Source organism: Flavobacterium piscis (genome assembly GCF_031457575.1).
GTDB lineage: Bacteria > Bacteroidota > Bacteroidia > Flavobacteriales > Flavobacteriaceae > Flavobacterium > Flavobacterium piscis_A.
This window is the reverse complement of the sequence record NZ_JAVDWQ010000001.1, coordinates 531,754-549,638: the sequence shown is the minus strand read 5'-3', so window position 1 is coordinate 549,638 and position 17,885 is coordinate 531,754. Positions and strand designations below refer to the sequence as shown.

The 17,885-nt window shown below is 35.0% G+C and carries 17 protein-coding genes and 1 pseudogene; 13 read left to right on the top strand and 5 right to left on the bottom strand.

Annotated elements, in window-relative coordinates; all coding sequences use genetic code 11:
* The first annotated feature begins 28 nt into the window (after positions 1-28).
* The 8 genes from J2W48_RS02345 to J2W48_RS02315 all read left to right on the top strand — a co-directional run bounded on the left by J2W48_RS02345 (position 29) and on the right by J2W48_RS02315 (position 9,544).
* On the top strand, positions 29-796 hold the full coding sequence (locus J2W48_RS02345; RefSeq protein WP_310277458.1) for a beta-L-arabinofuranosidase domain-containing protein: 768 nt from the start codon (positions 29-31) through the stop codon (positions 794-796).
* A gap of 28 nt (positions 797-824) precedes the next feature.
* Positions 825-1,766 carry a glycoside hydrolase family 127 protein gene (locus tag J2W48_RS02340; protein ID WP_310277455.1) on the top strand — a complete coding sequence of 314 codons (942 nt, stop codon included), beginning with the start codon at positions 825-827 and terminating at the stop codon, positions 1,764-1,766.
* Between the two features lie 374 nt (positions 1,767-2,140).
* Positions 2,141-2,950: a hypothetical protein gene (locus tag J2W48_RS23040; RefSeq protein WP_409025159.1), complete on the top strand. Its 810-nt coding sequence runs from the start codon at positions 2,141-2,143 to the stop codon at positions 2,948-2,950.
* Entirely contained in the window at positions 2,881-4,119 is a 1,239-nt protein-coding gene (locus J2W48_RS23035; RefSeq protein ID WP_409025158.1) for an alpha-L-arabinofuranosidase C-terminal domain-containing protein, read from the top strand. The genes J2W48_RS23040 and J2W48_RS23035 overlap by 70 nt, the downstream gene beginning before the upstream one ends.
* Positions 4,120-4,285: 166 nt before the next feature.
* Entirely contained in the window at positions 4,286-5,977 is a 1,692-nt protein-coding gene (locus tag J2W48_RS02330) for a ribulokinase (RefSeq protein ID WP_310277452.1), read from the top strand.
* On the top strand, positions 5,961-6,662 hold the full coding sequence (locus J2W48_RS02325; RefSeq protein ID WP_310277449.1) for an L-ribulose-5-phosphate 4-epimerase: 702 nt from the start codon (positions 5,961-5,963) through the stop codon (positions 6,660-6,662). Before J2W48_RS02330 ends, J2W48_RS02325 begins: the two co-directional genes overlap by 17 nt.
* Before the next feature lie 91 nt (positions 6,663-6,753).
* A complete protein-coding gene (araA, locus tag J2W48_RS02320) occupies positions 6,754-8,262 on the top strand; it encodes an L-arabinose isomerase (RefSeq protein ID WP_310277446.1) in 1,509 nt (502 codons plus the stop codon).
* Positions 8,263-8,362: 100 nt separating this feature from the next.
* The gene (locus J2W48_RS02315) at positions 8,363-9,544 is read left to right on the top strand and encodes an aldose epimerase family protein (RefSeq protein ID WP_310277443.1); all 1,182 of its coding nucleotides are present in this window, start codon (positions 8,363-8,365) and stop codon (positions 9,542-9,544) included.
* Between the two features lie 125 nt (positions 9,545-9,669).
* On the opposite strand, the gene J2W48_RS02310 is transcribed toward J2W48_RS02315, so the two are convergent.
* Positions 9,670-10,542 (bottom strand): Dam family site-specific DNA-(adenine-N6)-methyltransferase, encoded by an 873-nt coding sequence (locus J2W48_RS02310; RefSeq protein ID WP_310277438.1) that lies wholly within the window; start codon positions 10,540-10,542, stop codon positions 9,670-9,672.
* A 130-nt stretch (positions 10,543-10,672) separates the two neighbouring features.
* On the opposite strand from J2W48_RS02310, the gene J2W48_RS23030 reads away from it, so the two are divergent.
* The 3 genes and pseudogenes from J2W48_RS23030 (at position 10,673) to J2W48_RS02300 (ending at position 12,302) form a co-directional block, all read left to right on the top strand.
* A complete protein-coding gene (locus J2W48_RS23030; protein WP_409025161.1) occupies positions 10,673-10,882 on the top strand; it encodes a helix-turn-helix domain-containing protein in 210 nt (69 codons plus the stop codon).
* On the top strand, positions 10,866-11,717 hold the full coding sequence (locus tag J2W48_RS02305) for a DUF7687 domain-containing protein (RefSeq protein ID WP_310277435.1): 852 nt from the start codon (positions 10,866-10,868) through the stop codon (positions 11,715-11,717). Before J2W48_RS23030 ends, J2W48_RS02305 begins: the two co-directional genes overlap by 17 nt.
* A 121-nt stretch (positions 11,718-11,838) precedes the next feature.
* Positions 11,839-12,302, top strand: a pseudogene (locus J2W48_RS02300) (OsmC family protein).
* Between the two features lie 84 nt (positions 12,303-12,386).
* Here J2W48_RS02300 and J2W48_RS02295 read toward each other — a convergent pair.
* The 3 genes from J2W48_RS02295 to J2W48_RS02285 all read right to left on the bottom strand — a co-directional run bounded on the left by J2W48_RS02295 (position 12,387) and on the right by J2W48_RS02285 (position 14,657).
* Positions 12,387-13,043: an aspartate kinase gene (locus tag J2W48_RS02295; RefSeq protein ID WP_025570960.1), complete on the bottom strand. Its 657-nt coding sequence runs from the start codon at positions 13,041-13,043 to the stop codon at positions 12,387-12,389.
* A gap of 118 nt (positions 13,044-13,161) precedes the next feature.
* Positions 13,162-13,521: a YraN family protein gene (locus tag J2W48_RS02290; RefSeq protein WP_310277428.1), complete on the bottom strand. Its 360-nt coding sequence runs from the start codon at positions 13,519-13,521 to the stop codon at positions 13,162-13,164.
* A 236-nt stretch (positions 13,522-13,757) separates the two neighbouring features.
* The gene (locus J2W48_RS02285) at positions 13,758-14,657 is read right to left on the bottom strand and encodes a S66 peptidase family protein (RefSeq protein ID WP_310277425.1); all 900 of its coding nucleotides are present in this window, start codon (positions 14,655-14,657) and stop codon (positions 13,758-13,760) included.
* Positions 14,658-14,889: 232 nt separating this feature from the next.
* Between J2W48_RS02285 and J2W48_RS02280 the strand changes: the two genes are divergently transcribed.
* Positions 14,890-15,984, top strand: coding sequence for an endonuclease/exonuclease/phosphatase family protein (locus J2W48_RS02280; RefSeq protein ID WP_310277423.1), 1,095 nt, complete (start codon positions 14,890-14,892; stop codon positions 15,982-15,984).
* Positions 15,985-16,119: 135 nt separating this feature from the next.
* Entirely contained in the window at positions 16,120-16,659 is a 540-nt protein-coding gene (locus J2W48_RS02275; protein WP_310277420.1) for a 3-hydroxyanthranilate 3,4-dioxygenase, read from the top strand.
* 71 nt (positions 16,660-16,730) lie between these two features.
* Here J2W48_RS02275 and J2W48_RS02270 read toward each other — a convergent pair whose 3' ends face one another.
* Positions 16,731-17,858 carry a Fic family protein gene (locus J2W48_RS02270; protein WP_310277417.1) on the bottom strand — a complete coding sequence of 376 codons (1,128 nt, stop codon included), beginning with the start codon at positions 17,856-17,858 and terminating at the stop codon, positions 16,731-16,733.
* Between the last annotated feature and the right edge of the window lie 27 nt (positions 17,859-17,885).

Sequence of the window (17,885 nt, the reverse complement as noted above, 5' to 3'; positions counted from 1 at the left end):
CTATTAATGTATCAAACCGATGCTTCTTATGGGAACGCTCATGATTGCAGGAAAACAAAAAACCGGAACAGTAAGAGAAATGCCTTTTGACGATACTGATGTTTACAAAATAATTGAAGGCGCTTCGAATACTTTGATTTCTGCTCCAAATCCAAAATTAGAACGAGTTTTAGATTCGCTGATTGCCATTGTAAAAATTGGTCAGGAAAAAGACGGTTACTTAACAACGTGGAGAACTATAAATCCGGCAAAACCGCCTTGTACCTGGGTTCCGGTTATTGAAGGCAAACGTTGGGAATCGCTTGAGATTAGTCACGAATTGTATAATTCAGGACATTTGATAGAAGCCGCAGTTGTACATTATGAAGCAACAGGAAAAAGAAATTTTCTCGACATTGCCATCAAAAATGCCGATATGCTTGTGCGTACTTTTGGCGATAAGCCAGGACAGGTAAAAGGTGTTCCGGGGCATCAGATTGTAGAAACAGGTTTGATCAAATTGTACCAGGTAACACATAATGAAAGCTATCTAAAATTAGCTAAGTATTATTTAGACAATCGTGGTAATCCAAATAATCATAAATTATATGGAGAATATGCACAAGACCATATTCCGGTAGTACAGCAAAATGAAGTTGTAGGTCACGCCGTAAGAGGAGTTTATATGTATGCAGGGATGACAGACATTGCAGCAATGACCAAAGACAAAGGATATACTGATGCCGTAAATAATTTATGGGATAATATGGTAAACAAGAAAATGTATATCACCGGAGGAATTAGGTTCCAAACATGAAGGAGAAGCTTTTGGAGCAAATTACGAATTGCCTAACCTTACTGCTTACAACGAAACCTGCGCTGTAATTGGCGATGTTTACTGGAATCACAGATTGCATAATTTGTCCGGAAATTCTAAATATTTTGATGTGATCGAAAGAACGATGTATAATGGTTTAATCTCCGGAATTTCCCTTGACGGAAAGCAATTTTTCTACCCGAATGCTTTGGAAGCTGATGGTGTTTATGAATCGAACAGAGGATCTTGTACTCGCCAGGCTTGGTTTGATTGCTCCTGCTGTCCAACCAATTTAATACGTTTTGTTCCTTCGATTCCGGGACTTATCTATTCAAAAACAAATGATGTTTTGTATGTGAATTTATATGCATCAAACGACGCCTCTTTCAAATTAGGGAAAACTGATTTACAGATTTGGCAACAGACAGCCTATCCTTGGAATGGTAATATAGGTATCTCAGTTAATCCGAAAAAAGACAGCAAGTTCACAATTAAATTCCGTGTTCCGGGCTGGGCAAGAAATGAAGTTTTGCCGGGTGATTTATACACTTATAAAAAAGCTTCAACCCAAAAAGCAACTATTAATTTAAATGGAGAAGCTTTGGCAATTCAGCCAGAAGACGGTTATTTCATTGTTACCAGAAATTGGAAAAAAGGGGACAAAATCAGCCTTAATTTTCCAATGGAAGTTCAGGAAGTAGAAACAAGCCCAAAGGTAGAATCCAATAAAAACAAGGTTTCCCTGGAATACGGACCAATCGTTTATGCTGTTGAAGAAATTGACAATAAAACCAATTTTGACAAAATAAATGTCGAAGCCGGAGATACTTTCAAAGTAAGAAAAGAAGCGAATTTATTGCAAGGTATAAATGTAATCGAGAATTCAAAATTCAAAGCAATTCCATATTACACTTGGTCAAACAGAGGCGTTGGAAAAATGAAAGTCTGGTTGGATTATAAAGAGAATTAAGAATATAGAACAAAGAATCAAGAAAAAGTCACAGATAAAGCATAAAAAGATTAGAAAAAAATCTGCTCACCCTGGCGATAGCGAACTGGCGAAGCAATCTGCCGAATCTGCGTGAAAAAATATTTAAACACATAGAATCATAGAATTTAAAATGAATAAAAGAGGTTAATAACAAATAAATATTTGCTTACATAGTATTGCATTGATCTCAGGGTTATGAATCCTGCGCCCTTAGTTTTTTTTAAATCAAAAGCTATGTTCCTATGTATTAGAAATATATAGACAAAAAAAAATAAAAATCCGTTTTTATCCACGTCTTCACTTAGTGAATCAGTGTTATCCGCGTTCCATAAAAACACATTTAAATAAAAAAAATGAAAACCAATTTAATTACTAAAATTACCCTTTTCGGTTTATTGCTGAACGGCTTTTATGGTTCGGCACAAAAAAATAATCTTCAAGTTGACGTTGCAAAAACAGTTACCAAAATTCAGCCCACCATGTACGGAGTGTTTTTTGAAGATATCAATTTTGCTGCCGATGGAGGTTTATATGCTGAAATGATTAAAAACAGATCGTTCGAATTTGAACTTCCATTCATGGGATGGGACGAGCCAAACAGCGATAGGCATAAATTGAATCAGGAATCCGGAATTGCAAAAATTATTCAGTATTCCCAAAAAGGAACCAATCACAATTATTGCAGAGTTACAGTAAACGATGCAAATGGTTATGAATTAATTAATGAAGGTTTCAGGGGAATGGGAATCAAAAAAGATTTTCATTATAATTTGTCGCTGAAAGCAGCAAAAGAATCCGGAAATATTTCTAAGATCAAAATTCAGTTTATTGATAAAAATAAAAAGGTATTGGGTGAAACTTCCATTACGCCTACATCAAATGACTGGGGCAATTATACCGCACAATTAACAGCAACGGCAACTGAAGCAAAAGCGAAAATAAAAATCACCTTTGAAGGAACCGGTACCATCAAGCTGGATATGATTTCATTATTTCCGGAAGATACCTGGCAGGGAAGAAAAAACGGTTTACGCAAAGATTTAGTACAATTGTTATACGATTTGAAACCAGGTTTTTTACGTTTCCCGGGAGGTTGTATTGTAGAAGGAAAAACATTGGCGGAGCGATATCATATCAATGGAAAAAATCGGTTGGAAATGTAGAAGACAGGGAAACCATGATCAATCGTTGGAATATAGAATTTGCCCACAGACCGGCACCGGATTATTTTCAGAGTTTTGGGTTGGGATTTTTCGAATATTTCCAGCTTTCTGAAGATATTGGAGCTTCTCCACTACCAATTTTAAGTTGTGGAATGGCGTGTCAGTTCAATACAGGAGAGTTGGTTCCGATGGATCAGTTGGATCCTTATGTTCAGGATGCTTTAGATTTGATTGAATTCGCAAATGGCGATTTAAATACAGCCTGGGGAAAAGTAAGAGCCAATATGGGACACCCGAAACCATTCAATTTAAAATTTATCGGAGTTGGAAATGAGCAATGGGGACCAGATTATATCGAACGTTTCAAAGTTTTTCAAAAAGCGATCAAAGCAAAATATCCAAACATTACAATTGTTTCCGGAACAGGACCTTTTCCTGCAGGAGATTATTTTGAATATGGTATGACTGAGCTTAAAAAACTAAATGCAGAAATCGTTGATGAGCATTATTATAATAGCTCGGAGTGGTTCCGTAAAAATGCAACCCGTTACGATAATTATGACCGTAAAGGGCCTAAGGTTTTTGCCGGAGAATATGCTGCTACTGTGAGTCCGGATAATAAAAATAACTGGGAATGTGCTTTTTCTGAAGCCGCTTTTATGACCGGGATGGAGCGTAATGCAGAAGTGGTTCATTTAACTTCCTATGCACCATTATTGGCACATGTGGATGCTTGGCAATGGACACCGGATATGATTTGGTTTAATAATTTAGAATCCTACGGGACACCAAATTATTATGTTCAGAAATTATTCGCAAATAACAGAGGAACAGATTTAATCAACATTACAAAAGACGGAAAAGCAGTTACAGGACAAAACGATTTGTTTGCTTCGGCAGTAAAAGATATTGATTCTAAAGAAGTAATTCTAAAAATTGTTAATACATCGGCAGCGGATCAAAATGTTTCAATTGATGTTAAAGGGGTCAAATTAGATGCTAAAGGAACGGCAATAATTCTGAAAGGAGACGGCTTAAATGATGAGAATTCTTTTGCAGCGCCTACCAAAATTAGCCCTAAAGAAAGCGAATTTAAGCTGAAAGGAAGTCAGATTCAATACAATTTCCCGGCATATTCGGTTACTGTTTTGAAAATAAAGATGAAATAATCGCAACAGAATAAATGTATAAGGAACGTTTGTTTTTTGTTTTGAACTTAAATCATTGGTTTGATGCATTATCTGTAAAAAACAACAAGCTTGTTTTTTATTAAGTGTTTTTTGTACACTTATAAATTAATTATATTTATATTTGTCTCATTAAAATGAATTTCGAATGAAAAATTACGTTATAGGATTAGATTATGGAACAGATTCTGTTCGTGCGGTGCTAATAGATACTGAAAATGGGCAGGAATTGGCATCAAATGTTTCTCATTACAAAAGATGGAAAAACAAGCAATATTGTGATGCATCCATAAATCAGTTTCGTCAGCATCCTCTGGATCATATTGAAGGATTGGAAATTACGATTCAGACTGTTGTAAAAGAAAGCGGTGTTGATCCTTCACTCGTTCGCGGAATCTGTATTGATACAACGGGGTCGTCTCCGGTTCCGGTTACAAAAGAAGGAATTCCATTAGCGTTGACAAAAGGTTTTGAAGAAAATCCGAATGCGATGATGGTGTTGTGGAAAGATCATACTTCGATAAATGAAGCAAACGAAATCAACGAGCTGGCAGTAAGCTGGGGCGGGGAAAATGTAACAAAATATGTAGGCGGGATTTATTCATCAGAATGGTTTTGGGCAAAAATCCTGCACATTGCCAGAGAAGATGAAGCGGTTCGAAATGCAGCACACACCTGGTTGGAGCACTGTGATTTGATGACATATTTGTTAATTGAAGACAAAGATTTAAAAACATTCAAAAGAAGCCGTTGTGCAGCGGGTCACAAAGCTATGTGGCACGAAGACTGGAATGGTTTACCTCCGGTAGAATTTTTAGAAAAACTGCATCCGTATTTAGCACAGCTTCGCGGAAATTTATATGATGAAACGTATACATCAGATTTAGTTGCCGGAAACTTAAGCAAAGAATGGGCTGATCGTTTAGGACTTACTACCGATACAGTTATTGCTGTTGGAACTTTCGATGCACACTCCGGAGCAGTTGGGGCTAAAATTGGTGAAAACACGTTGGTTCGCGTTATGGGAACTTCAACCTGTGATATTTTGGTTGGTTCTTATGATGAAGTTGGAACAAAAACCGTTCGCGGTATCTGCGGACAAGTTGACGGATCTGTGATTCCCGGATTTATTGGTCTTGAGGCAGGACAATCTGCTTTTGGAGATTTATTGGCCTGGTACAAAGAATTACTAATGTGGCCAACGGAACAATTATTAGGTTCTTCCTCTATTTTAAATGAAGAACAAAAAGAAAAATTAAGAGAAGAATTCAGCGATAAATTAATCGTTGAATTGACGAAAGAAGCTGAAAAGATTCCGTTGTCAGAAAGCATACCAACCGCTTTAGACTGGATCAACGGACGCAGAACTCCGGATGCTAATCAGGAAATAAAAAGCGCCATTTCAAACTTATCCTTAGGATCAAAAGCGCCTCATATTTTTAAAGCTTTGGTAAACGCAATTTGTTTTGGATCTAAAAAAATTGTCGATCGTTTTGAAGAAGAAGGCGTAAAAATTGACAGCGTTATCGGTATCGGTGGTGTTGCCCGTAAATCTCCTTTTATCATGCAGACTCTGGCTAACGTTTTAAACAAACCAATAAAAGTAGCCTTATCAGATCAGGCTCCGGCTTTGGGAGCAGCAATTTATGCCGCTGTAGCTTCTGGAATTTATCCAAATGTAATTGAAGCCAGTCAAAAAATGGGAAGTCCTTTTGAAAGTGAATACACACCACAACTTGACAAAGTTGCAGCTTACAATAAACTGCTTATTGCTTACGATCAGTTAAGTGCTTTTGCAGATCCATCTATTAAAATTACAGAAAATGAGTTCTCAGTATAAAGATTTAAAACAAGAATGTTACGAAGCCAATATGCAGTTAAATGCATTGAATTTGGTGGTGTATACTTTTGGAAATGTAAGTGCGGTCGACAGAGAAAATGGTGTTTTTGCCATTAAGCCAAGCGGTGTTCCTTATGAAGATTTAAAACCGGAAGATATTGTGATTGTTGATTTTGACAATAATATTATCGAAGGAACTATGCGTCCGTCATCAGACACGAAAACGCATGCTTATTTATACAAAAACTGGCCAAATATTGGAGGCGTTGCACATACACATGCAACGTATTCAGTAGCCTGGGCGCAGTCACAGCAGGATATTCCAATTTTCGGAACCACACATGCCGATCATTTAACGGCTGATATTCCGTGCGCGCCACCGATGGCAGATTTACTTATCGAAGGAAACTACGAACACAATACCGGAATTCAGATTTTGGATTGTTTCAAAGAAAAAAATCTCTCTTACGAAGAGGTAGAAATGGTTTTGATTGGAAATCACGGTCCGTTTGCCTGGGGCAAAAATGCAGCAAAAGCAGTTTACAACAGCAAGGTTTTAGAAGTCGTAGCCGAAATGGCCTATCTGACTTTACAAATAAATCCGAACGCACCAAGATTGAAAGATTCCTTAATAAAGAAACATTACAACCGTAAACACGGAAAAGATTCGTATTACGGACAGTAAATTTAGATAAAAGAAGAAAGAGTATAGAACAAAGATTTTAAGAGGTTTTAAAATTGAAACCTGAAACTTAAAACAAAATAACAAAGAAGAAATGATAGATATCTCTCAAAAAGAAGTTTGGTTTGTAGTAGGAAGCCAGGAATTATACGGTGAAGAAACACTAAGAAAAGTTGCGGAACATTCGCAAATAATTGCAAAAGGATTAGATGCATCGTCTCAAATTCCGGTAAAGGTCGTTTATAAAAATGTGGTAAAATCTCCTTCGCAAATTTTAGATGTTTGTTTGGAAGCTAATTCAGCTAAAAACTGTATCGGAATTGTGGCCTGGATGCATACTTTTTCTCCGGCAAAAATGTGGATTGGCGGATTGAGCATTTTGAAAAAACCATTATGCCACTTACACACGCAATACAATGCCGAAATTCCGTGGGGAACTATCGATATGGATTTCATGAACCTGAATCAATCGGCTCACGGAGATCGTGAATTTGGTTTCATTATGTCAAGAATGCGTAAAAAACGAAAAGTAGTTGTGGGTCATTGGGAAGACGAAAGAGTTCAGAAAAAATTAGGGATCTGGACAAGAGTCGCTTTAGGATGGGATGAACTTCAAAACCTGAAAGTAGCCCGTATTGGAGACAATATGCGTGAAGTTGCCGTTACTGAAGGTGATAAAGTGGAGGCTCAAATTCGTTTTGGAATGTCGGTTAACGGTTTTGATTCTTCGGATGTTACCAAACATATTGAAAAAGTTACTGATAAGGAATTAAATGATTTATTGGCAGTTTACGAATTATCCTATTCTCTAACTGATTCCTTAAAAGAAGGCGGAGCACAAAGAAGTTCATTAGTAGAAGCTGCTAAAATCGAATTAGGTTTAAGAGCTTTCCTTGAAGAAGGAGGTTTTGGAGCTTTTACAGATACGTTTGAAAATCTGGGGGCCTGGAAACAATTACCCGGAATTGCAACACAAAGATTAATGGCCGATGGTTACGGTTTTGGTGGCGAAGGTGACTGGAAAACAGCTGCCATGGTTCGTGCATTAAAAGTAATGAATGTTGGTCTTGAAGGAGGAACTTCTTTCATGGAAGATTACACCTATCATTTCACACCTCAAAAATCATACGTTTTAGGATCACACATGTTGGAAATCTGTCCTTCTATTGCTGATGGAAAACCTTCATGCGAAGTACATCCGTTAGGAATTGGCGGAAAAGAAGATCCTGCCCGTTTGGTGTTTAATTCACCTGCGGGAGATGCCATTAATGTTTCACTGGTTGATATGGGGAATCGTTTCCGTTTAATCGTGAACGAAGTCGAAGCGATCAAGCCAATGGCTGAATTACCTAAACTTCCGGTTGCAAGAGTTTTATGGGATTGCAAGCCAACCCTTGAGATTGCAGCGACAGCCTGGATTTTGGCCGGAGGAGCGCACCATACTGTTTATAGCCAGTCTGTTACGACAGAATTTATGGAAGATTTTGCAGATATTGCCGGTATTGAATTATTGGTTATTGATGAAAAAACAACAATTAGAGATTTTAAAGATAAAATTAATGCCAACGAAGCGTACTATCATACGTTTCAACACGGACTATAATTTAGTCGAAAGTCTTAAAGTCATAAAGTTTAATTAACTTTGAATCTGACTTTGAGACTTTCGACTTTAAGACTTTACTAACTTAAAAAAACCAGTATTTATGAATGTATTAAAACGTTGTGCTTTCGGAATTACAATAATCGGTTTGGCAACACTTTCAGTTCAATGTAAAAGCGATAAAAAAATGGAGACGAATACAACTCAAGAAGTAAAAGATTCTGTAACAATTGTAAAATCGGATTACGGAACAACTCCAAAAGGGGAAAAAATTGACAGCTATAAGCTGAAAAACCAAAACGGGATGGAAGTGGATATCATCACTTTTGGCGGAATTATTACTGATTTAAAAGTACCAAATAAGGAAGGTGTTTCTGAAAATGTGGTAACCGGATTTAATTCTTTGGAACAATACATGAAACCAAATCCGTTTTTTGGAGCATTAATTGGAAGATTTGGAAATAGAATTGCAAAAGGTAAATTTTCTTTGGACGGAAAAGAATACCAATTAGCAATTAATAATGAATCTAATGCACTGCATGGAGGACCGGAAGGATTTTTTAGAGTAGTTTGGAAGGCAGAAGAAGCAAAATCCGGAGAATCAGCTGTTTTGAAATTATCTTATTTAAGTAAAGATATGGAAGAAGGCTATCCTGGGAATTTAAAGGTTTTAGTAACGTACACATTGACTAAAAACAATGAATTAGAGGTGCTTTATGAAGCTACAACAGATAAAAAGACAGTCGTGAATTTAACACAGCATACGTATTTTAACTTATCTGGTGATTTCTCTAAAACAATTTTAGATCATGAATTGACTTTGAATGCCGATAAAATTGTTCCTGTAGATGCTACGCTAATCCCAACGGGAAAACTGGAAGATGTTGCTAATACACCTTTTGATTTCAGAAAAGCAAAATCAATCGGAAAAGATATCAATGTTAAAGATGAGCAATTAATAAGAGGAAAAGGATATGACCATTGCTGGGTTTTAAACAATCCTGAAAAAGGAAAAACAATCATTGCAAAAGCTTACCATCCTGCAAGCGGAAGAGTGTTAGAAATGACTACCGATGAACCTGGAATTCAGTTTTACTCAGGTAATTTCCTTGACGGAACTTTACCAATGCGTAATGGCGGAACTTATGCGCACAGAACAGCTTTTTGTTTAGAAACACAGCATTATCCGGATTCTCCTAACCAGAAAGACTTTCCAACGACAGTTTTAAATCCGGGAGAAAATTATAAAACTAAGACTACTTTTAAATTTTCTGTAAAAAAATAGTTTAAATAAGTTTATTAGTTTAGTTCTCTAAAAACCTCGAAAGTTGTGATTTCGAGGTTTTTTTGTTTTGGAAATTTTTCAGTGTTTATTAATTTTAGATATGCATAACAAATTCCAGACGGGAATTAATAACTTAATAATAATCGATCAGAAACGTTTTCATTTTCTAATGTTTGACCTTCTAATTGAAATCTTCTCAACATTGATCTTCCGCAATCCACATAAAGTTCCTTTTCAAAAAGACCATGCTCAATTGGCAAATCGCAAAGTAAGTTTCCAGATTTTTTATGCCCGTCAATACTAAGTGCTACACGTACACCTTTTGATTTTGCTTTATCGATTTCTAATAATAAATCTTCTAATTTGAAATCTTGCGCTCCATAAAGAATTGTTTGACTATGTGAATATGGAGGGTCACAATAAATTAAATCACCGTATTTTGCTTGTGAAAAAGCTTCTCTATAATCACAATGTTCAAAATCAACTTTGCTTAAACGGTTCTTCCACTCATTTACACGTTTGGAAAAACTTTCTACAGAAATTGGATCATGAACGCCACAAGGAGTTGACATATATCCATCAGCCTTACGAAAACGAATTATTCCACCATAACAAGAACGAGTTAAGAATAGAAAGTCTGCGCCGTTTGGTTTTGTATTATACGATGCTAAAACTCTTTTATAGACTTCTTCTTTTGTTTCTTCTCCTATTTTGTTTCTTCTTTCTGCGTACCAATCAACTAATTCATTAGAATTTGCTTTTAGCATTTTCCAAATTTGCATTAATGGTTCAAATGTATCAGAACCTAATCCATTATGAGGTGCTACAGTTGCTAAAATTGCCCCACTTCCTAAAAATGGTTCAAAATACCTTCCATATTGGGTTGGAAAGCTTCTTGTAATTTCCGCAGCAAATTTTTGTTTGTTACCAACCCATTTTAATAACTGTGATTTTGGCGGATAATATGTTCCATACTTTTCTTCTAATGTGAGTTGCATATACTGTAGATTTATTTTCAAAGATAATACATTTGTGCTATTATCCTATTTTGGGATATTCTATTTTAGGATATAATTTTGAAGTGTGAAAAAATCGCTTAATAGTAGGGAAAATAAAATATTACTCGAAATGTTATATCAACTTCGAGTATCGTCTAGTTTACGCCAATCTGATCTTGCTGACTTACTAAAAGTCCCTCAATCTTTCATTAGTAAAATTGAAAGTGGAGAAAGAAGAATTGATTTTATTGAACTTCGGGAAATTTTAAAGTGTTTCAACACAAACATAATGGAATTTCTAACAGAATTTGAAAATAAAGTAGATGCAAGCAGAAAATAAGTTTTTAAAACAACCACAAGAGTTTTGGGCAAATGTAAAACTCATAAGTCAAAAAGTTGGTTATACAAACAGAGGATTAGGAACTATTAAAATTCCATCTATTGAGGAAATTGTAACTGCTTATGATAAACTTGGATTGGATTCAAGTAAAATTGTTTTAAAAAATGAAGTAACTGACTTTGGTCGTTTACTTATTGAATATTTTCAATTTAGAGCTAATTTTCTTACTTATCATATTGAACCAAATCTTCAGAACCTTAAACAAGCTAGAGATTTGTATACAAAATTAAAAGCAGATTTAAAGCCCACATGTCCTGAACCTTTGAATAAACAGAAAGGAGAAAAACAAGGTCCCGCATATTTCACTTCAATTATAAATATGTTAATTGAAGCAAATTCTAAAGGATATGATTGTAACTATGATCCAAAAGAACTATCTGCTTTTACTCACAATAATTTTCCCATTCGTAGTTTGTCTAGGAGAGTTGATGGTTCATTTCCTAACGTTATAAATCCAATCGCTTTGTGGGAAATCAAAGAATATTATTATACAACAACATTTGGTAGCCGAGTTGCTGATGGAGTCTACGAGACACAACTTGATGGTTATGAACTGAAAGAAGTTCGTGATCATTTAGGAAGAAAGATTCATCATTGCTTAATGATTGATGACCATAATACTTGGTGGGGAATGGGAAAATCATATTTATGTAGAATATGTGATATGTTGCATATGGGACTTGTGACAGAAGTTATTTTTGGAAAAGAAGCAGTTACTCGTGTGCCATTACTTGTAAAAGAATGGACAAAACAATTCGATGAAGAGACTAAATAGAAACAGTGTTTGACCAATAGTACCTGATGTGGATTTAAGCTTAATTTAAAGTTGAGTTTTTTTAGATCTAATTTTTAGAAAGGATGGGGATATATTGTAAAAAAGCTAAACATATTAAAAAATGACCTCCAAACATCACTTCAAAGCAACAATAAACTGGACTTCCAACCAAAATCAGGAACAATCAGGAAGAAAATTCTACGCCAAAAGCCATCAAATAAAAATCGAAGGTAAACCAGTTTTGGATGTTTCGGCAGCGAAAGCCTTCAAAGGCGATCCGGATTTATACAATCCGGAAGATTTGTTGTTAAGCAGTTTGGTTTCCTGCCATATGATGTCGTATTTATATGTATGTTCCCAAAACGGAATCGAAGTTTTGGAGTATTCAGATAATGCCGCAGCAACGCTTGAAGCTACTCCAGACGGAAGCGGCCGTTTTACAGAAGTTCGTTTATATCCAAAATTGCAAATCCGGATCAAATACAGGAAGCTTTAGAATTGCATAAAAAAGCTAATCAATTGTGTTTTATAGCCAATTCGTGTAATTTTCCTGTTGTGCACAATCCCACTTGCGAAGGGGCATAAAAAAAAGAGACTGTCGTGAAACAGCCTCTTTTGTATATTGTCTTTTTTTCTTTTTTTTGATTTGGGGGGTTTTCTCGAAAGAAATTAATTTTTTAAGTCTTTAATCACTTTAAAAGCAACGTCAACTTGTTCTTCACCTACCAGGATCGTAAATTCGTTTGAAGTCGAAATTACTTCATTAATAATAATTCCTTCCCAGGCTAAACGCTGAAAAATGAAATAGTAAATTCCCGGTACAACGATATTTTCTTTCGGTAATTTTACGGTAATAGAAGCCAGATTGTCTAATTTCTGAATTAGTTTTTCACGAATAAAGTGTTTTTCAACTAAATGGTTGATACTGCTGCTTACTACAATATTGGTTTCATTTACGCCACGTGATGAGGTATAAAAAATATCAGACAAAACATTAATATCAGAAATCAAATCAGCTTGTTTGTTCAATACGGTGTCAGAAGCTGCAAAAGTGTAATCTGTCAATTCAGAACGAACCGTGATTTCACCAATGTTTTTAATGACCTTGTTGATTTTGTGGTTCAGTTTAAAATCTAATTCTTCCGTTAGACGCTTAAGAGACATTACAACAGCGCCTTGTTTTACTTCTTTACCAAATTCACTCTCTAATTCGGTCATAATATTTCTCGACAGAGAAGTTAAATTGATAATTCCGAGTGACAATGCATTCAATAAAAAAGGCTTTGTCTTAATGTAATTTTCTACAATAGAAGAAACAGTTTTCATAATTTTTAATTTTTTTTGTACTTAGTTAGTTAGTTTGGTCAATTTGTGTGATGTTAAAAATCTGGACAAATATAAATAAAAAAACAATTTGTTACAAATATAACAATAAAAAATTATGTTAAAAATGATAAAAAGCATCCGTAAGATGTTCAATTGCAAATGATTCTCCATTTTTATGGATGGCAATAATGTCAAATCGTATTTCAAAATCCATTCCCCTATAGTTTATGTAGGCATTTACTGCTTTTATGAGTAATTGAATTTTTTTAGGTTTTACAAAATCCTGTGGAAGACCAAAATCAATACTGGAACGTGTTTTGACTTCAATAATGGCTAGAGTATTTTCTTTTCTGGCAATGACATCAATTTCGGCTTTCTGAAAAGTCCAGTTTCGGTCTAAAATTTCATAACCATTTTGCAATAGATATTCAACTGCAAGTTCCTCTCCTTTTTTCCCTAGTTCATTATGTTCAGCCATTTTTTTAGTTTTTAGTCTCAGTTTTCAGTCTGAACATGAAATTTTATAATACAATGAGATTATTTCGAAGACGCTAAGTCGTTAAGTTCTTTGTTTCATGCAGGTTCTACAGAATTTGAGCAGATTTTTTTTTAATCTTTTCAATCTGTGTCTTTAAATAGGAATCTTTGAGACTTTGCGTCTCTGCGAGATTTGTATGTTGTGGTATTTTTTTCTTAATTTAAAAAACGGTTACGTTATTTTTGGAAAATAACAGTACTTCCAGCAGCATTTACATCAATTGAAATAGTACTTCCCATGATAAGGGCTCTATTGTCCTGAATATGCCCTGCCGGGAAATTAAAAATAACCGGAATATTGTACTTTTTGGTCACGTCATCAACAATTTCAAGGGCATTTTTTCCCCACGGAATATCGTTGTCTTTCATTTTTGTCATGGCCCCAATCACAATACCTTTCAGATTATCGATACAGCCATTGCGTTTGAGGTTCATCATCATACGATCGATATGGTATAAATATTCATCCAGATCTTCGATAAATAAAATTTTATCCTTGCAGTCAATAGCCGATTGTGATCCTAATAAACTGTAGAGAATAGATAAATTTCCACCAACCAATTCGCCGGTTGCTTTTCCAAAACGATTCATTTTATCCGGGCCAACCGAATAAGAAAGCGGTTCACCAAACAAACTCTTTTTTAATGTACTGATAGCTTCCAGAGTTGCTCTTGGAATACTCACGGGCATTGTACCATGAATTGATTTATAGCCCATTGTATTAAGATGGTTGTGCAAAACAGTAACATCGCTAAAACCTATAATCCATTTTGGATGTTGTATAAACTTCGTAAAATCCAATAAATCAATCATTCGAACAGTTCCATATCCACCACGAACGCACCAGATAGCTTTGATATTAGGGTTGTCTAATTGCTTTTGGAAATCCGCGGCACGTTGCTCATCAGTTCCGGCTAATTGGTGTAGGTCAAAACCAATAGTGCTTCCAATTACGGCCTCTAAACCCCAACTATGCAGTAAATCTATAGTAGGCTTTAAATTATTATCGATATTTTTTCGGGCTGTGGCTAAAATGGCAACGGTATCGCCTTTTTGTAAATAAGGGGGTGTTATCATGTTTTGTTGTGATTGACAGGTAAATGGGTATAAAGCAAAAATAAGAAATACGAATTTACAAAATGCAAAATGTTTATTTATTGGTAAGAATTGGTTAGTATACATTTTTTTCTCTTTTGCTTAAGGTTTATTTGAAACAAAGATAAAGATTTAAAAAAATAAAAACACTGTAAATTTCTCACAAATAAATAAATTTTGATTAATTTCAGAGCTTTAAAATAGCTCATTATTTATGCGAATAATTATAATTTGGATTTGTCTGATTTTCTCGTTTTCTATTTCATCCTTTGGACAATCCAAAAAGTATGTTATCCACACAGTTGCTTTTTATAATTTCGAAAATCTTTTTGATACTAATAATGATGTCTACACCAATGATGATGAATGGACTCCAACCGGAGCGCAAAATTGGACAGTAGAAAAGTACAATCAAAAGCTGCTGAATCTTTCTAAAGTTTTATCTGAAATCGGAACACCCGAAAATCCAAATGCCCCCACTTTCATTGGCGGCTCAGAAATTGAAAACCGTGGCGTTCTGGAAGAATTAATCAAAGAACCAAAACTGCTCCGCTTCGATTACGGAATCATTCATTTTGATTCGCCGGACAAACGCGGAATAGATGTGGCTTTATTATATCAGAAGAAATTTTTCAAACCGACTTCTTTTTCGAACATACCTTTATATATATCCAAAAATAAGAAAGTGGAAGAACCAGATAAAAGTGAATCAACAGACGAAGAGACAGAAGTTAAAATACGAAATAACCGTGTTTTTACCCGTGACCAGCTTTTGATTACAGGATTTTTAGAGGGAGAAGAAATCAATATCATTGTAAACCATTGGCCCTCGCGTTCCGGTGGAGAAAAAGTGACAAGTAAATATAGGGAAGAGGCAGGAAAATTAAATAGAAAAATCATCGATTCACTCCAGCAAATCAATCCAAATGCAAAAGTCATTACGATGGGCGATTTAAATGACGGGCCTTATAATAAAAGCGTAAAAGTAGCTTTGGGAGCAAAAGCTAAAAAAGCTGACGTTCCTGAATTTGGCACTTTCAACCCGTTTGAAGAAATGGCAAAACGCGGAATGGGAACAATTGCCTTTAGGGACTCCTGGGATATTTTTGACCAGATCATCATTACAGAATCGCTTATAAAACCAGATTTTACGTCTTTTAAATTTTGGAAAGCAGGGATTTTCAATAAACCCTATCTTATTCAGAATTCCGGACAATATAAAGGATATCCGTTACGGCACAGCACAACCGAAGTTGGTTTTAGTGATCATTTTCCCGTTTATATTTATTTGATAAAAGAGATGTTGTAAAAAAGCAGTTAACAGTCACGGTCACAGTTTTCAGTTTCAGTTTTACAAAGGAACCACTGAGACTGCAAACGGAGACTGCAAACTTTTTACTAACTTAGCCTCTCAGAAAATCAGAAACTTAGTACCTTCAAAAAAATGGCCATAGCAAAACCTTTCAACCTGACAAAATGGATAGACGAAAACCGCCATTTACTAAAACCGCCGGTTGGGAATAAAAATTTATATGTTGATTCAGGCGATTACATTGTCATGATCGTAGCAGGCCCAAACGCGCGAAAAGACTATCATTACAACGAAACCGAAGAGCTTTTTTACCAGCTTGAAGGAAATATAAAAGTAATTATCCAGGAAGATGGCGAACGTAAAGAAATGATTCTGAATGCAGGCGATATGTATCTGCATCCTGCTAAAGTTCCGCATTCTCCGGTTCGTTCCGAGGGTTCTATTGGTTTGGTTATCGAGCGCAAGCGTGCCGGATTGGGTTATACCGATGGTTTGCTTTGGCATTGCGACAACTGCAACCATAAATTATATGAAGTGTTTTTTGAATTGCACAATATCGAAAAAGATTTCCTTCCGCATTTCGAACATTTCTACAATTCAGAAGAATTAAGAACCTGCGATAATTGCGGAACGGTGATGGAATCTGACCCGAGGTTTGTGGCTAAAAAATAATTTTTCAGGACAAGACAGGATTTAAATAAAAAAAACCGATAGACTTTTTATTAGTTTCTCGGTTTTTTAAATTAATCATTATTAAACAAATCTAAATAATCTTTAAAAACAAAGAGCTTATTTCGCTGAGCTCCTGAAATTTCTTTAATAATATTTAATCTTTCTAAATCAGCTAATAGTTTATAACCTGTAACAGAAGATTTTTGTATAAGTTCTTCTACTTTTGAGATTTCTATAATGGGTTGAGTATATAAATAGTCAACTACTTTTCTAGCATCAGTATTTCTATTTCCCAGAGTTTTTAATTTTTCTTCCAGATTTTTTTGTAGTTGCAAAATTCCATCGAAAGTTTTGACTCCTTTTTGGGCTGTTTCAATAACTCCTGTCAGGAAAAATTTCAGCCATTGATTTATATCATTATGAGTTCTTGCTCTCATTAAATTATCATAATATAAAATTCTGTTTTTTTCGAAAAAATCAGACAAGTATAAAATAGGCTGTTTTAAAATTCCTTTACTAACCAGATAAATTGTTATTAACAAGCGTCCTACTCTTCCGTTACCATCTAAAAAAGGGTGAATTGTTTCAAATTGATAATGAATAATAGCAATTTTAATCAAATCCGGTAAAGGGTTAATTTCATCATTTGCAAAAAATTCTAAATCTGAAATTAGCTCATTAATTGTGCTATGAAAAGGAGGTATAAAAACTGCATCGTTGATAGTGGCACCTCCAATCCAATTTTGACTACTTCGATATTCACCGGGTAATTTATGTTCTCCTCTTACTCCTTGTAATAGGATTTTATGGGTTTGTTTTATTAATCTTGATGAAAATGGAAGTCTATGCAAAAGTTTAACCGCTTCATTCATAGCGCTTATATAATTTTGAACTTCTTCCCAATCATCTCTTTTCTCATAAGCAATCTCTTCTTTTTTTAAGAAAGCTTCTTCTATATTTGTCTGTGTACCCTCAATTTTAGAAGATTGTGTTGCCTCTTTAGCAATGTGCATTCTAATAAACAAATCAATGTTGACATATTCTGAATACATATCAAGACGTCCAAGATGCCTGTCAGCTTTACTTAACAGTTGGATAACTTCCATATTATTTAAAATCCAATTCTTATTTATTAGATTGGGTTGAAAACTTTTATAATAACCTTGATTTATGTATTGACCAGAAATAAATGATTCCATATTAATTTAATTAAAAAACTTAAACAA

Coding starts and splice junctions, on each gene's coding strand:
- J2W48_RS02345 (WP_310277458.1), top strand. CDS start 29: ATGGGAACGCTCATGATTGCAGGAAAACAAAAAACCGGAACAGTAAGA.
- J2W48_RS23040 (WP_409025159.1), top strand. CDS start 2,141: ATGAAAACCAATTTAATTACTAAAATTACCCTTTTCGGTTTATTGCTG.
- J2W48_RS02330 (WP_310277452.1), top strand. CDS start 4,286: ATGAAAAATTACGTTATAGGATTAGATTATGGAACAGATTCTGTTCGT.
- J2W48_RS02325 (WP_310277449.1), top strand. CDS start 5,961: ATGAGTTCTCAGTATAAAGATTTAAAACAAGAATGTTACGAAGCCAAT.
- araA (WP_310277446.1), top strand. CDS start 6,754: ATGATAGATATCTCTCAAAAAGAAGTTTGGTTTGTAGTAGGAAGCCAG.
- J2W48_RS02315 (WP_310277443.1), top strand. CDS start 8,363: ATGAATGTATTAAAACGTTGTGCTTTCGGAATTACAATAATCGGTTTG.
- J2W48_RS02310 (WP_310277438.1), bottom strand. CDS start 10,542: ATGCAACTCACATTAGAAGAAAAGTATGGAACATATTATCCGCCAAAA.
- J2W48_RS23030 (WP_409025161.1), top strand. CDS start 10,673: ATGTTATATCAACTTCGAGTATCGTCTAGTTTACGCCAATCTGATCTT.
- J2W48_RS02305 (WP_310277435.1), top strand. CDS start 10,866: ATGCAAGCAGAAAATAAGTTTTTAAAACAACCACAAGAGTTTTGGGCA.
- J2W48_RS02295 (WP_025570960.1), bottom strand. CDS start 13,043: ATGAAAACTGTTTCTTCTATTGTAGAAAATTACATTAAGACAAAGCCT.
- J2W48_RS02290 (WP_310277428.1), bottom strand. CDS start 13,521: ATGGCTGAACATAATGAACTAGGGAAAAAAGGAGAGGAACTTGCAGTT.
- J2W48_RS02285 (WP_310277425.1), bottom strand. CDS start 14,657: ATGATAACACCCCCTTATTTACAAAAAGGCGATACCGTTGCCATTTTA.
- J2W48_RS02280 (WP_310277423.1), top strand. CDS start 14,890: ATGCGAATAATTATAATTTGGATTTGTCTGATTTTCTCGTTTTCTATT.
- J2W48_RS02275 (WP_310277420.1), top strand. CDS start 16,120: ATGGCCATAGCAAAACCTTTCAACCTGACAAAATGGATAGACGAAAAC.
- J2W48_RS02270 (WP_310277417.1), bottom strand. CDS start 17,858: ATGGAATCATTTATTTCTGGTCAATACATAAATCAAGGTTATTATAAA.